Origin of the sequence: Thermoanaerobacter sp. A7A (assembly GCF_000445185.1) — a bacterium.
Classification (GTDB): Bacteria; Bacillota; Thermoanaerobacteria; order Thermoanaerobacterales; family Thermoanaerobacteraceae; genus Thermoanaerobacter.
Genome location: NZ_AVAF01000119.1, coordinates 24,466 through 39,762 on the forward strand (window position 1 = coordinate 24,466; position 15,297 = coordinate 39,762).

The 15,297-nt window shown below is 35.5% G+C and carries 14 protein-coding genes and 1 CRISPR repeat array; of the genes, 1 reads left to right on the forward strand and 13 read right to left on the reverse strand.

Translation table 11 applies throughout. The features are described from left to right. Positions 1-77 precede the first annotated feature (77 nt). The 10 genes from M663_RS0108830 to M663_RS0108870 all read right to left on the reverse strand — a co-directional run bounded on the left by M663_RS0108830 (position 78) and on the right by M663_RS0108870 (position 11,654). Positions 78-1,871 (reverse strand): S9 family peptidase, encoded by a 1,794-nt coding sequence (locus M663_RS0108830; RefSeq protein WP_029688655.1) that lies wholly within the window; start codon positions 1,869-1,871, stop codon positions 78-80. Positions 1,872-1,967: 96 nt separating this feature from the next. Further along, on the reverse strand, positions 1,968-3,248 hold the full coding sequence (locus tag M663_RS0108835; RefSeq protein ID WP_029688656.1) for an adenylosuccinate synthase: 1,281 nt from the start codon (positions 3,246-3,248) through the stop codon (positions 1,968-1,970). Positions 3,249-3,263: 15 nt separating this feature from the next. After that, entirely contained in the window at positions 3,264-4,646 is a 1,383-nt protein-coding gene (locus M663_RS0108840; protein WP_009052092.1) for an NAD(P)/FAD-dependent oxidoreductase, read from the reverse strand. Between the two features lie 205 nt (positions 4,647-4,851). Beyond that, positions 4,852-6,099, reverse strand: a complete 1,248-nt coding sequence (locus M663_RS0108845; RefSeq protein WP_029688657.1) for a HAMP domain-containing methyl-accepting chemotaxis protein — start codon at positions 6,097-6,099, stop codon at positions 4,852-4,854. Positions 6,100-6,157: 58 nt separating this feature from the next. Then, a complete protein-coding gene (locus M663_RS14695; protein WP_042805268.1) occupies positions 6,158-6,328 on the reverse strand; it encodes a DUF1427 family protein in 171 nt (56 codons plus the stop codon). Between the two features lie 129 nt (positions 6,329-6,457). Then, complete coding sequence (locus M663_RS15450; RefSeq protein ID WP_273702676.1) at positions 6,458-6,829, reverse strand: DUF2179 domain-containing protein; 372 nt, start codon at positions 6,827-6,829, stop codon at positions 6,458-6,460. Positions 6,830-6,888: 59 nt separating this feature from the next. Continuing rightward, positions 6,889-7,209 (reverse strand): YitT family protein, encoded by a 321-nt coding sequence (locus tag M663_RS15455; protein ID WP_273702677.1) that lies wholly within the window; start codon positions 7,207-7,209, stop codon positions 6,889-6,891. 104 nt (positions 7,210-7,313) lie between these two features. Next, positions 7,314-8,669 (reverse strand): FAD-dependent oxidoreductase, encoded by a 1,356-nt coding sequence (locus tag M663_RS0108860; RefSeq protein ID WP_029688658.1) that lies wholly within the window; start codon positions 8,667-8,669, stop codon positions 7,314-7,316. Positions 8,670-8,784: 115 nt separating this feature from the next. Then, the gene (locus M663_RS0108865; RefSeq protein WP_029688659.1) at positions 8,785-9,870 is read right to left on the reverse strand and encodes a CapA family protein; all 1,086 of its coding nucleotides are present in this window, start codon (positions 9,868-9,870) and stop codon (positions 8,785-8,787) included. Between the two features lie 101 nt (positions 9,871-9,971). Continuing rightward, complete coding sequence (locus tag M663_RS0108870) at positions 9,972-11,654, reverse strand: phospho-sugar mutase (protein WP_337954499.1); 1,683 nt, start codon at positions 11,652-11,654, stop codon at positions 9,972-9,974. A gap of 365 nt (positions 11,655-12,019) precedes the next feature. Here M663_RS0108870 and M663_RS15460 point away from each other — a divergent pair, with 365 nt between their 5' ends. Next, positions 12,020-12,178: a hypothetical protein gene (locus M663_RS15460; protein ID WP_273702678.1), complete on the forward strand. Its 159-nt coding sequence runs from the start codon at positions 12,020-12,022 to the stop codon at positions 12,176-12,178. An 82-nt stretch (positions 12,179-12,260) separates the two neighbouring features. Here the strand turns inward: M663_RS15460 and M663_RS0108880 are convergent, their stop codons facing one another. The 3 genes from M663_RS0108880 to M663_RS0108890 form a co-directional block, all read right to left on the reverse strand. Then, positions 12,261-12,524, reverse strand: coding sequence for a hypothetical protein (locus M663_RS0108880; protein WP_029688661.1), 264 nt, complete (start codon positions 12,522-12,524; stop codon positions 12,261-12,263). Between the two features lie 332 nt (positions 12,525-12,856). Further along, complete coding sequence (locus tag M663_RS15465; protein ID WP_273702679.1) at positions 12,857-13,093, reverse strand: hypothetical protein; 237 nt, start codon at positions 13,091-13,093, stop codon at positions 12,857-12,859. Positions 13,094-13,375: 282 nt separating this feature from the next. Continuing rightward, positions 13,376-13,555 (reverse strand): hypothetical protein, encoded by a 180-nt coding sequence (locus tag M663_RS0108890; protein ID WP_029688662.1) that lies wholly within the window; start codon positions 13,553-13,555, stop codon positions 13,376-13,378. 36 nt (positions 13,556-13,591) lie between these two features. Further along, positions 13,592-15,287: direct repeats of the CRISPR family, unit length 30 nt; unit sequence GTTTCAATTCCACTATGGTTAGATTAAATC. Positions 15,288-15,297: the final 10 nt, after the last annotated feature.

The following is a 15,297-nucleotide window of genomic DNA, read 5'->3' on the forward strand; positions in this document are numbered from 1 at the left end:
TCCAATTGTCCTGACATTTATATATTATACTTAGAGCAACAGTATATGTCAAGCTTTTTAAAAAATTTTTTTGCCCTTTACTTATGGCGATCGAGAAAATCCAAAATAGCTGTGTACACCTTTATTTCATTAGCTTTTTTGGAAAAGCCATGGCCTTCATCTGGTAGTACAATGTACTCTACATCCCTACCCTTTGACCTTAAAGCTTCTACAATTTGGTCTGACTCTGCTTTCACTACACGAGGGTCATTAGCCCCCTGCACCACTAACATAGGTTTTGTCATGTTTTCTAAATAAGTGATGGGGGAATCTTTAATTAAACGTTCTTTGTCTTTTACAGGGTCTCCCAACGCTCTTTCCATCATAGGCTTCCAATGGGGTGGCACAGATTCTGCGAAGGTAATTAAATTGCTGACTCCAAAAATATCAACAAAGGCTTTAATTTTGTCTGCATGCCTTCCGTGTAACAGAAGGGTCATATACCCTCCATAACTTCCCCCAACTACAAATATTTTATCTTTGTCAATTTTCCCTGTCTCAATAAGCCAATCTATCCCTGCAATTATATCCTTTCGTGGCCCTTCTCCCCAATTTCTTTCTACTAGTTGAGTAAAGGTTTTACCATATCCTGTGCTCCCTCTGAAATTTGGAGCAAATATGCGATACCCATAAGCTAATAAGAGTTGGAAAAATGGGCGGAAAAACTTTCTTTCAGCAGCTTGCGGTCCACCATGTGGCCAAAGAACTGTGTATCCATTGTCTATATCAGCTAGAGGTTTAAAAAACAATGCCTGTATCCTTTTGCCATCAAAACTTGCATATTCTAAAACTTCTGGCTCCACCAATAATTCTTTTGGGATACCGGGCAACCTATTTTGGGTAATAGGTTCCCACTCTCTACCTTCTACCAGTCTGTATATGTTGTGAATGGTTGTGGCACTTCGGCCTAATACGTATATCGTGCCTTTTTTAGAAACCTCCAATTGGTCTATTACCGAAACTGGCAAGGGTATTTTTTCTAACCTTTGGTCATCTAAATAAAAGCGATACAAAAGGTCTTCAACACCTTTTTCTGCTTGAAGTATGATACTGCTACTTTCTCTGTGAAACTTTGCTTCCACAAAAGAGACATCGGGTATTTCTAAAATTTTGCGAAAAGCTTTGTCTTTTATTGAAAACATCGCAAGATATGTAAAATCAGACTCATAGTCTGTCAAAAAATATATTGTGTCCTTGTCTACAAAAAGAGGACTTCTGGTTATGTGAATTTTTTGTGGATCAGGAACAAGTGGCAAAGTTTCTGTCTCAGTCATCACCATTGCTACAGCATAGGTGTTGGCAAAACCTTTTATTATCACAAATCGGGTGTCGTCGTCAGACACTGCAGCAAGGTATGTAGCCCCTTCTGATCCTTCGTACAATCTTCTTTCTTGCTTTTTTTCAATATCGTATACATATCCATTCAAATAAGTAGGATTTTCCTTGCTTGAAACGTAATACAAAAGTTTTCCTTTTTCATTTAAATGTGAAAAATAGTATTTGTCCTGATCTTTAGATTCCTCAAACAAAGGCGTAAGTTCTCCCCCTATTAAAGGCAATGCGTATATTTTGTAGTTTTCATCCCCATCTTTATCAAATCCCGCAAGTATATATCTCCCTTTTGGGTCAAATTTAATAAAGGAAGTGCTTTGCCCGATGCTCGTTAATGGATACGGATAATAGGAAGTTTCAAGGTCAATAGCCCACAAATTAAAAGCACCGTTTAAATTGGCACTCATTACAAGCTTAGAATCGTCGGGCGAAACCTCAAAAGCTTGAATTATGTATGCCCCCAAATATTCCTTAGCAGTAGGCTTTTTAAACTCAAACAATTTGCAATCCCCCTTTTAGTTAAACCTTTATATTTAAAATATACCATTTAAGGTTGTTACAGTCAACAAACAAAAAGGGATTTTGATGAAACTTCATCAAAAATCCCTTAAAACAATAGTCTGATTTCTTTCTGGTCCTACAGATATTATTGCTGCTTTAATGCCTATCAATTCTTCAATTCTTCTTATATATTTTTGAGCATTATAAGGTAAGTCGTCAAAAGTTTTTGCTTCTTGTATATCTTCTTCCCACCCGTCAAATTCTTCATATACAGGTTCACATTGAGCCAAATCCTCAAGACTTGCGGGAAAATCTGTTATTATTCTGCCATTAAATTTATATCCTGTACAAATTTTTATTTTTTTAAGCCCTGTCAGGGTATCAAGTTTTGTCAAAGCAAAATGTGTTATGCCGGATACTCTTACAGAGTATTTAAGAATCACAGCATCTAGCCAGCCACATCTTCTGGCTCTTCCCGTTGTAGTACCGTATTCATGGCCTTTTTCTCTTAAAAATTCACCATTTTCATCAAAAAGCTCTGTAGGAAATGGGCCTTTTCCAACCCTCGTAGTATACGCCTTCACAACTCCCATAACTTCATCAATCATCGTGGGTCCTATGCCAGCCCCCACTGTAACACCGCCTGCTATAGGATGGGAAGCAGTAACATAAGGATAGGTACCCAAATCTAAATCAAGAAGTGTCCCCTGTGCTCCTTCAAATAAAACTTTTTTGCCACTTTTAATTAAATCGTATAAAAGCACTGTTGTATCAGTAACAAAGGGTTTTATTTTTTCAGCATACTCCAAGTATTTTTGGTACATTTCTTCAAAGTCAAATCCTTCTGCTCCATATAGCTCCTTAAAAAGTTTGTTTTTCTTTTCCACATTTCTTCTAAGTTTTTCTTCAAAAACTTTGGGTTTTAGAAGGTCACAAACCCTTATCCCTATTCTTTCTGACTTATCCATGTAACAAGGACCAATTCCTCTTTTTGTTGTCCCTAAGTCGTTTTTCCCTTTTGAAATCTCTTCAAGTTCATCTTGCTTTATGTGATAAGGAAAAACGATATGGGCTCTATCGCTTATCTTTAAATTATCCACGCTAATTCCTTGTTTTTGTAAATTTTCTATTTCCTCAATCAAAGAAGCAGGGTCAACCACTACCCCATTACCTATTATGCAAATTTTTTCGGAGTACAATATTCCAGAAGGAATTAAATGAAGTTTATACTGGACACCTTCTTTTTCAACAGTATGCCCTGCGTTGTTCCCTCCTTGGTATCTTACGACTACATCTGCCTTTTCCGCAAGATAATCAGTAATTTTCCCTTTCCCTTCATCTCCCCATTGGGTACCAACTATAACTAATGTTGACATAATTATTCTCCTTCCTTATTTAACTCTTTCCAATATTTCTCTTGCAACTACAACGCCAGATACAGAGGCTTGTGCCAGTCCCCGTGTAATGCCTGCTCCATCTCCCGCCGCAAATAGATTTTGAATTTGCGTTTCAAATTTGTCAGTAAGCTTTACTCGTGAGGAATAAAACTTTACCTCAACACCGTATAAAAGTGTATGTTTAGAATATACCCCTGGAGATACTTTGTCCAAAGCTTGCAACATCTCAATAATTGACTGCAAAAATCTATAAGGTAACACCAAGCTTAAATCTCCTGGCGTTGCATCTTTTAAAGTTGGTTCCACAAGGCCTCTCTTAATCCTTTCTGGAGTAGAACGCCTTCCCGCTAGTAAGTCCCCTAATCTTTGCACAATCACTCCATCTCCTAACATATTGGCAAGTTCTGCTATATAACGACCATATTCTATGGGTCTATTAAAAGGATGGGTAAATTCTTTGCTAACAAGTATTGCAAAATTTGTATTGTCTGTTTTTATATCTTTGTAGCTATGTCCATTTACTGTTTTAATTCCATTATTATTTTCTATCACAACTTTACCATAAGGATTCATACAAAAAGTCCTTACCCTGTCATCAAAGGACTTAGAATAATATATAAATTTCGATTCGTATATTTCCTTTGTTATATCTTCCATGACAACAGCAGGAATTTCTACTCTCACTCCTATATCAACAGCGTTATTTTTTGTTTCCAATCCGATTCTGTCAGCTTCTCTTTTGAACCATTCAGCACCTTCTCTTCCAGGTACAACAACTATATATTCCCCGTAATATTTTTCTCCTTTTTCTGTAACTACCCCTTTTGCCTTGCCATTTTCTACAATTATCTCAGCAACAGGTGTCTCTGTTTTAATCTCCACCTTTTGCCCAATATAATCTCTCATGTTTTTTATAATGTCAAAGCATTTTTCTGTACCTAAATGTTTTATCACTGCAGGAATCAATTTTAAATCTGCAGCTTGAGCTCTTTTTTCTATTTCTCTGATTTTTTCTCTATCTGTACCGTGAACTTCTGTTGTCCCTCCAAATTTTACGTATATCCTGTCGACATAATTTATAAGGTCGTTAAGCTGCGACTTAGACATGTATTCATCTAAAACCCCACCAAACTCTGATGTCAAAGTCAGTTTCCCATCACTAAATGCCCCTGCGCCCCCTATTCCAGAAGTAATAGCGCAGGGTTTACAATTAGCACACTTTGAGCCATAGACATTAATAGGGCAAATTCTTTTTTGTATATCTTTCCCTTTTTCTAACAGCAATATATTTAATCCATCTTTTTTATCGATTAGTTCTAAGGCAGTGAAAAGTCCCGCAGGACCTCCTCCAATGATAATGACGTCGTACACTCTCATAAAGATAACCCCTTTTACTTAGTATATGAAAAACAAAAGCCCGTAATATATATTACCAGAAAAAAAAGCACAAATCAATTAAAATGCGAATTTTATTTTTAAAATTATATTAAAAGTTCGCCTTTGTCCACAAAAATTTTTATATATTTTGTAAACAATAAAAAATAAAAAGACAGGCTTTTTTAGCTCTGTCTTAATTTCATTTTTATAATGAGACAACAAATTTTGACAATATATTTTCAAGAGCAGTAACTGACTTTAATAGATTTTCCGAACTTTCCTTTATCTCATTTATAAACTTCATGTGCTCTTCTGTAGATGCGGCAACTTCTTCAGTGGACGCAGCAGTCTCTTCTGACACTGCTGTAATATTTGCTATAGATCCTATTATTTCATCTTTATACCCTGAAAGTTCCATCATCGCATTATTTAACATATGTATATTTTCCGTAATAGTATCTATTGAACTCTTGATCTCATTAAAAGCAGCATATGTAGTTTCCACATGATGTGCTTGGTCCTCCGCAATTTCCTTTACCAAATTTGCTTTTTCAACTGTCTTGTCTGTCTTTTGCTCTATTTCACTTATAATCTTGGCTATTTCACTTGCAGCTTGTCTTGATTGTTCTGCTAAATTTCGAACTTCTTCTGCAACAACTGCAAACCCACGACCTGCCTCACCAGCTCTTGCTGCCTCAATAGCAGCATTTAAGGCAAGCAAATTGGTCTGGTCTGCAATTCCCGTTATCACTTCTATAATCTTTTCAATATGGTGAGAATTTGCTTGCAATTCATTTATCGCACTAACAACTTCATCAATTGACTCTTTTGTAACATCAGTTTTTTCTTTCAAAGAATTTACTGTGTGCATGCCATTTTGACTAAGCTTATCAGCATTTATAGTAGACTCTTCTACGGCTTTGAAAAATTTAGCGGAATTATCAATACTATTCCCAATATTCTGCACCATATCGGCTGCATTAGAAGTATCTTTTGCTTGTTCAGAAGCTCCATTTGCAATCTCTTCCACTGCCTTAGAAATTTGTTCAAAAGTCATATTCCCTTGTTCAATAGACTTAAAAAGAGCATTTGCTGTATCTTTAGTGCTTTGAGCAAAAGTAGAGACGTCTTGTAAAATTGCTCTAACATTTTCCATCGTCCTATTAAAAGTCGTTAGTAATGTACCAATCTCATCTTTTCTCATTAAATCTACCTTAGCTGTAAAATCTCCTTCTTGTGCTTTTTTAAGTTCTTCAATTAATTTTTTAATAGGTCTTGTAATATTTAATGAAATAATTACTGATAAAATTAATGACAAAGCAAAACTAACACTTGCTACTGTAACAAAGACATGCATAACTTTATCGTCAACCGCAAAATAATAAATAGCCCCCACCGGTATGGCTGCTACTATAAGAAATGAAATAATGAGCCGCCAAAATATGCTTCTCATATGTGTTCCCCCTTTTATAGATTATGTTTTCACCCCACCACCCTGCTACTTCAAGACTTTATCTACTAATAAATTTAAGGATGTATTCAAACAATACTCCCCCAAGGTAAATTCCTATAATACCAGCTATTCCTGGTAATACATTTGGAGCAGGGAGTGGCAATTTTAAAAATGAAAAAATTAATCCTACAATCATTCCAGTAACTAATGCCAGCAACGTCTCTTTCACATTAACACCTCACTTTATTTTTATCGGTATTTTTATTATTTACTTTAACCAATTTTATATTATATCACAATTTTTTTGTTATTTGTCAGACGTCTAATCACTTTTTAGAAAAATAAGATGTATACAGCATTAATGAATCGACCTCTTTTGCAATTTACCTCCTAAAACATCGTAGACATCATGTATGGTAACAAAGGCTCCTTCGTCATGTTCTTTCACAATCATTTTTAATTTAGCAGTCTCCAAACGGCTAACTACAGCATATAAGATTCCTTTTGTTCCTTTAGTATAACCACCCTTTCCTTTCCAAAACGTAACACTTCGTCCTAAACGGGCTATTATAGTTTCTGCAATCTCATCTGCTTTCTCAGTAACTATCATAACAGCTTTCGCTTCATCTAAACCTTCTATAGTCAAATCAATAACCTTAAAAGCAATAAAATAAGTAATGAGAGAATACATGGCTCTATCCCAAGTAAAAACTATTCCAGCACTTCCCAAAATGATACCTCCAAAAACAGAAGCCAGCAAAGTATCACTTGTAAGAGGAGGGATTTTCTCTAAAAAAGTGACCCCGATAGAAAGAATCGTAACAGCAAAAAAGTAGAAATTACAAAACTCTTACCTATTTGTTTATAACCAAAAACTAAGAAGGGAATATTTAATAGAAAAATAAAAGCTCCAAGAAGCAATTTTGTCAAATAACTTAACATGATAGAAATACCAGTTATACCACCATCAATTATATTATTAGGTACTAAAAATATTTCTAATGCTACTGCCGCAAGAAAAGCTTCTACAAAAATAAAAACATAATTTTCAAGTTTTTTTATACTCCACCTCCAAAGTTTATTCCCAATTTCAATTATAGGTAATAACATAGTTGCTGTAAACCTCTTGAATATTCCAAATGCCTGGTTAAGTCGAGATTTTTAAAACATATAAAAAGGTCCTACCATGAATATAGGTAAGACCTTTTTGAACGTTATTTTTCTCTTTGTGCTACTGTCGCTGCTTGTTGGAGAGGATCCCATACCGAGTTATACGGAGGCGCATAAGCAAGGTCCAAGGCCTGAAGGTCATCAATAGTCATACCGTGGAAAAGAGCTGTAGCGAGAACATCAATTCGCTTGTCTACCCCAGCACCTCCTGCAATTTGTCCTCCTAAAAGCTTGCGGTTGTCTTTATTAAAGTGGAGGCGAATAGTCAAAACTTCATCTTCCCAGGGATAATAATGACTTATAGGTCTTGCCTTAATAGAAACAGTCTGATATGGAAGACCTAAAGCTTGGCATTCCCTTTCCCCTAAACCGCTTCTTGCAATCGTCCTATCAAAAACCTTCACAATCGCTGTACCGACAATACCTGCAAATTTTGCATCTCCGCCCGCCATGTTAATTCCAGCAATTCGCCCTTGTTTATTAGCCGTTGTCCCCAAAGGCACATAATCCGGCGCATTTTTTATGCGATGAAAATGGGTAGCACAGTCCCCTGCAGCAAAAATATCTGGAATATTTGTTTGTAGGCGTTCATTTACAAGAATCGCACTTCGAGGACCTAATTCTATACCAGCCTCTCTGGCAAGCTCACTAACTGGGCGAACTCCTATAGAAATAATGACTAAATCGGCTGGGAAAGAACCATTTTTTGTCACAACAGCCCGTACGCCTTTTTCATCCCCTTCTAACCCCACAACTTCTTCATTTAAATGAATTTCTACCCCATGCCTTTTAAGAGCATCCTGTGCAATTTCAGCAATAGGAGCATCAAAAGTCGGAATAAGCTGAGGAGCTAAATCCAAAACAGTCACTTTAAAACCTCTCGTATGTAAGGCTTCTGCTGTTTCTAAACCAATATATCCCCCACCAATTACCACCGCTTTATTAGGAGTATGAGTTTCAAGCCAAGACAAGAGCTTTTCCGCATCTCCCATTGTCTTCAAAGTAAAAACTCCAGGCAAATTTTTACCTTCCCATGGCGGTACAATCGCTGCACTTCCTGTCCCAATTAAAATCACATCATAAGGCACTGTAATTTCATCTTTTTCTTCCCGGCGATATACACGAATCTGCTTCTTTTGAGGTATAATCTGTGTAACCTCATGATAAAGCTTTACATCGATATTATAGCGAGTGTAAAACTCTTCAGCTGTTCGCGCAATAAGCTTTTTCCTTTCAGCTACTACTCCCCCTATCCAGTAGGGAAGGCCACATTGAGCATAAGAAATGACCTCTTCCTTTTCAAAGACAAGAATTTCTCCTTCAGAGTCCTGTCTTCTAATTTGAGAAGCTGCACTCATTCCAGCAGCATCGCCACCAACAATTACATATCGTCTGGGCATGTTTCTTCCTCCTTTTTTGTACTTATGTACACATCTTCATTATACTCTGCTACTTTATATTTTTCAAACTCTTTAAAATTCTAAAAAATTTATATTTCAATCCTTCTTTTCTTATTTAATTTATTCCCTTTGACAACATCTCAATCTTTTTCAAGACTTTTTCTTTTTCTTTCCCTTCCAAAATAATTGGTTTAAAATCATTTCTATCCTTTTGAGAAGAAACAGATACAGGTATTATATCCTCTTCAATATCTATTATTTCTCCTTTATCATTAAGAATAAAGGTTTGCTGAAATATCAAAGAATCTTTGTCTTTAGGATTTCTATTCCCCCCAAAAGAAAAATTGCCAAGAGAATAGGCAATATACCTATTTTTATACTTTTCTATCCCTTGTATCACATGAGGATGATGACCTATCACAAGGTCTACTCCTTCATCTATTACAAAATGGCCTAAATCCTTCTGGATTTTGTTTGGATAATACTGATTCTCCTCTCCCCAGTGAAAACTAACAACCAAAATATTGACATTAGATCTCAATTCTATAATATCCTTTTTAATTTGATTTTTAGTCTCCATAGTATTGTCAAAACCTGTATAACCAAGCACTCCAACTTTTATCCCTTTTATATTAGTAACGTATTTATACCCATATCCAAAATACTCAATTCCCTCTTTCTTTAATGCTCTTATTGTATCTTCAAAACCCTCTCTCAAATAATCAAAAGTATGATTATTTGCCAAATTTACAACTTCTATACTCCCTTCCTTTAAAATCCGCGCATAAGAAGCTTCTCCTTTAAAAGCATATTCCTTATTAGCTTTTTTCGTTGCAGTAGTAAAAGTTGTCTCCAAATTTGCAATCGTCAAATCGTCCTTATCTAAAATGTTTTTGACGTTTTCAAAAAAATATCCATAGTCATAATTATGCTTTTTTAACTCTTCATCAAAGGTACCAAATTTACCATAGGACTCATCAGAGCCTAAAGCACAATCCCCTACTGCACTTATAACTATTTTTGTATAATTATCCTCTTTATGAACATCCTCTTGAGGAAGACTTTGTGGCTTTTTTTCCACAATAAATTCCTTTAAAAGAGTTTCTGAAATACCCAAATTTTCTGCCGTTAAGGGAATAGCAATTATGCTTACTATCAAAAAAATAAAAATTAAAATTTTAGTCACTGTTTTCCCTTTCATATCCACTGCCCTCTCCATAATATCCTGTAATAATTTTACACATTCACATAAAATAAATCAATACAAAAAAAGAAACCACTTATTGTGGTCTCCTTAAAATATTAATCTTCCAAACCCAAAGTCTTTGCAAACTCCTCTTTCGCCTTTTCTAAGAGAGATTTCGCTTCTTCTAAACTTTCCATATTCATAACCATAAAGTAAAACTTCACTTTCGGCTCTGTGCCTGAAGGCCTTGCATAGACCAAAAGCCTATCCTCAAACTCCATCTTTAAAACATCCGAAGGAGGAATTTGCCCATGTCCTTTTAAATAATCTATCATCCCTGTCAGTTTATATCCCGCAAGACTTTCAATGGGATTTTTCCTCAACCTTTTCATTATTCTCCTTATTTTTTCTACTCCTGCTTCTCCTTCATACACAGGAGAAAGCTGCCCTTCAAAATAATACCCGTATTTTTTATAAATCTCTTCTAAAGCGTCCACCAAAGTCATGCCTTTTTGCTTGTAATAAGCTGCCATTTCACAAGTTACCATTATTGGAGTCCCAGAATCTTTATCGTAAACAAAATCACCTATATTGTATCCATAGCTTTCCTCATAGGCAAAAAATACAGTTTTGCCTTCAGCTCTTAACCTGTCAGCCTCATTGCAAATCCACTTGAATCCAGTCAAAACTTCAGAAACCTCAACCCCGTGGGCTTTTGCAATTTTAGCAAACAACTTTGAAGATACAATAGATTCTATAACGGCCGGATTTTTAGGCATTCCTTTTTTTGAATACATCTCCAACAAGAAATTCAAAAGTAATATCCCCATTTGATTGCCATCTATTCTCACATAATCTCTCTTATGCTTCACTAATACCCCCATCCTGTCTGCATCAGGGTCAGAAGCTAGCACTATATCTGCATCAAGCCTCTTCGCATCCTCTAGAGCTAGCTTAAAGGCTTCATCAAATTCGGGATTTGGATAATTTACTGTAGGAAAATTTCCATCAGGTACCTGTTGCTCTTTTTGAATGTAAATATCAAAACCCACTTTTTCAAGCAGTGGTGGCACTATCTTTACGCCTGTTCCATGCAGTGGCGTATAGACAATATTTAAATCTTTTGAAAAAATTCCAAAAGAATAAGAAAGTGCTTTTTCAAAATATGCCAAATCAACTTCCTGATCTACCATTACAACAAGCCCTTTTTTCTTTGCTTCCTCAAAAGGTATCCTTTTTATTTCACCAAAAGATTTTATCTCCTCATATTCTTTTATAATCCTCTCATCATGAGGCGGTATCACCTGCGCTCCATTTGACCAATATACCTTGTAACCATTGTATTCGGGAGGATTATGACTTGCAGTAATCATTATACCGGCTGTTGTCTTTAAATATCTAACAGCAAATGATAAAAGAGGAGTTGGTCTAAAGTCGTCAAACAAATACACCTTTATGCCATTTGCGGCAAGAATTTCTGCTGATTCAATTGCAAAATCCCTTGAAAAATTTCTTGTATCATAAGAAATAGCAACACTTTTTTCTCCTTCGACTGCCCTATTTATGTAATTTGCAAAAGCTTGTGTTGCCTTACCTACAGTATAGAAATTCATCCTATTTGCTCCAAGCCCCATAACGCTCCGCATACCTGCTGTGCCAAATTCCAGGTCTTTAAAAAAAGCATCCTGTATTTCAGATTCATTCATTTTCCTTAAAACTTCTTTATCCTTCTCTGAAATTGAAGGGTCATTTAACCATGCCTGATATCTCTCCATCGTTTCCTTATCCATCACAACCACGCCTCTCTATAATGTTCTCTCTTTAAAAAAATATAAATTTCTTTTTTTATTGCAGATTTGTAGCTTTACTTTCATAGCCTAATTAATACAATAGTTCTTTAATATTTGTCAAGTGTTTCCTATACATTTTTATTTTAACTTATTTAATTTAAAGTGTCTATATTATTTATTCGCAATAAAAAACCCATTTCAATTCCACTATGGTTATATCAAATCTGTCTGAAACAGTTTATGGAACGTTTAAGTTTTAATTAAAAAGTTGGCTGAGCTAAGGCAAATTGAGTGGAATAACACACATTGTCTTATTAAAAAGGAGCTAATATTAGAAGCAAGGAAAGAAAAAGAACTTTATCGTGGGAAATATCATGTCACATGGGTATACTTTTGATAAAACTATTCCAAGGAAGCAAAAGGAAGTAAAAGGAGAACATGTAGCAAAATATAAAGATTTTTTACTTCAAACAAAGAGAAATGCCGATGAGATTTATACTTTTAGATACCCACAACGAGGAGATATTTGCTGAGCTTTTGTGAGATACAGGAAAAGTGAAATTGATATAGCTATATTTAATGAGCATATGAACAAAGATGTGGGTAGATGGGTATTTAGGGACAAGGAAGATTAGGGAAAAACCTTTGTCTTTCTCCATTCTCCCCATCATGTGCATGAGGGACAATAGAATGTACTTTGGAATGGCCGTGATCCATTAAATCGATATTCACTTTTACATTACCTTCTTCGTCATAAAATCTTCTCTGGGTTATTTTGTCCTGTTTGGGATTTAACAAATCTATAACTGCATTAGGGAAAGCTTTCACACTTTTATTTGTTGTGCCTTTGATGGTAATTATATATACCACTTTCCTCATCAATTTTCACTATGTTATTTATATTCAAGTTTTTAAGGTATTTATTAAGCCCATTCAAATTTTGATGTATTTCTACAAGTTGTTGTATGTGTTTTCCCTCGTCAAAAGGCATTAACCCTCACTACCTTTTACCTGCGGAGGCTGTATGTTCGGTTTAAAGATAAGCGGTATTTATGCATTTACGTCAGCTACAATTTTCATAAGTTCTTCCTTTAATGCTACTTCATCAAATTGGAATATATGTTTTAATGCTGTCTCTTTACTTATTAAACCATTTCATGCTAATAAAGTATTAAATTTTAGCCATCTCCATCTCATCATCTGGTAAACCATCAACTTATTGATATATTGTCTAATTTAATTGGATTTGGCATTACTTGTGCTGCCTCCAATTCAGATGCAAGTTTTAAAACCTTCTTTACCACTGGATCAAAGCGTCGGACTCTATTAACTTTGGTAAGAGGTGCCATCATAAGCCTTCTTAAGGCCGAACCAGACTCAGCTAATCCAGGTTTTAATTGACCAAATGCAGCAGTAGTTGTATTACTTAAAATATACATCTGTTCCATAATAAGGTCAATTTGCCTAAAGGCTGAATTCAGTTTCCCATCCCACGTTACATATCCGGGAGGCCTCTCGCCTTCACCAGCAGGAAAATACTTTCCACCTCCTTGAAAAATCCATCCCCACCGTCTTAGGGTCTTGTTCTAAAGCTTTATCTAATCCATACATATTTAGACCCGCATGCTGATCCAGAATACTTGAAATCTGTACTATTCTAATCTCAATCTCTGTTTCAAGTCCACTATGGTTAGATTAAATCCCACTTCAACCTTGTTCGGTCGGGTGGTTTAGTGTTTATCTAATTGCCAAATTACTTCGCTAATTTTATCTTCTTCGATTGTTTCGAACTCACCATCATCAAATTCAATTTCATATGCTCTGGGCAAATCCTTTGTGTCAAACACATGAACTACAGTTCCTTCACGCCCATCCTTTAATTTTACAACATCTAACTCATCTATTTCCATATTATCACCTCAATCCACATAAATTGTTGTCAATCGGTTTCAATTCCAGTATAGTTAGATTAAATCCATAAGTTTTCTGGAAGCTCATGATGCGCCGGATAAAAGTTTCAATTCCACTATGGTTAGATTAAATCCTTCCGAAAATAAACTATTCGTGTTATTAAGCCACTTGTTTCAATTCCACTATGGTTAGATTAAATCCAAAATCATTTGCACGCCAGCTACCTGACAAAGTGGTGTTTCAATTCCACTATGGTTAGATTAAATCGGTGTAAAAATACGTTCCATGACAGAACCATTTGACACGTTTCAATTCCACTATGGTTAGATTAAATCAAAGTGCTGCCCAAACAAAACTGCCGACAGCCTTCTGTTTCAATTCCACTATGGTTAGATTAAATCCTTGCTGGCCGGATTGACAAACAGGTCACGGAGGATCGTTTCAATTCCACTATGGTTAGATTAAATCTTCAGGATATCTTTGATCTTCCGGTCAGTTACGAGCGTTTCAATTCCACTATGGTTAGATTAAATCCACCACTTTTTGCTGAAACAACATAGCCTCTTTGATGGTTTCAATTCCACTATGGTTAGATTAAATCGCGGGTTGGCCGGAGCATCTCTTGGAGCAAAGGCAGGGGTTTCAATTCCACTATGGTTAGATTAAATCTGGCACATGGGTTCTATATAGTGATTATTCAAACAAGTTTCAATTCCACTATGGTTAGATTAAATCCTTCTATTGTGTCAACATCAACTTCATTCTTTTTTCTGTTTCAATTCCACTATGGTTAGATTAAATCTTAGCAGCTAAATTGCCTCTATATGAAAAAGAGATAAGTTTCAATTCCACTATGGTTAGATTAAATCGGGTCGTTTATATTCTCTGGTGTGAGATATATCTTGGTTTCAATTCCACTATGGTTAGATTAAATCGTTATTGAGTTAAGAGAGCAAAGGGCAAAACTTTTCAGTTTCAATTCCACTATGGTTAGATTAAATCTCAACTACATTTTTCGTTGCATTCCATTCTACTTTGTTTCAATTCCACTATGGTTAGATTAAATCTTAGTGCAGTTTGCACTGTTAGGTGCAAAATGGATAGTTTCAATTCCACTATGGTTAGATTAAATCAAGCATACTGAGAATATCCGCAAGTCGTTGCACCATGTTTCAATTCCACTATGGTTAGATTAAATCGATAATACCGTCTGATGTAGAACCGGATTTTGATTTGTGTTTCAATTCCACTATGGTTAGATTAAATCAAAACGTAAATAATAAGCCCATGCCTGCAATAGCTACGTTTCAATTCCACTATGGTTAGATTAAATCTTGGGAGGTGTATAGAATGAGCCCCTATTTCCCCTTTGTTTCAATTCCACTATGGTTAGATTAAATCCAAAGGAATTCCAAAAAGAAGAACAACTCCATCTAAGTTTCAATTCCACTATGGTTAGATTAAATCAGAGAACTTTTAAATAGAATTGACAGTCAGGAACTTAGTTTCAATTCCACTATGGTTAGATTAAATCTCAGAAACTGCTTGTGGGATCCTTTCTTGACCCCAGTTTCAATTCCACTATGGTTAGATTAAATCATGAGGCCGTTGATTTTGTAGATACCATAACTTCCGTTTCAATTCCACTATGGTTAGATTAAATCGCTATGTAAAAGGATATGCTCCACAAGAAATATCCGAGTTTCAATTCCACTATGGTTAGATTAAATCTAGAATACCC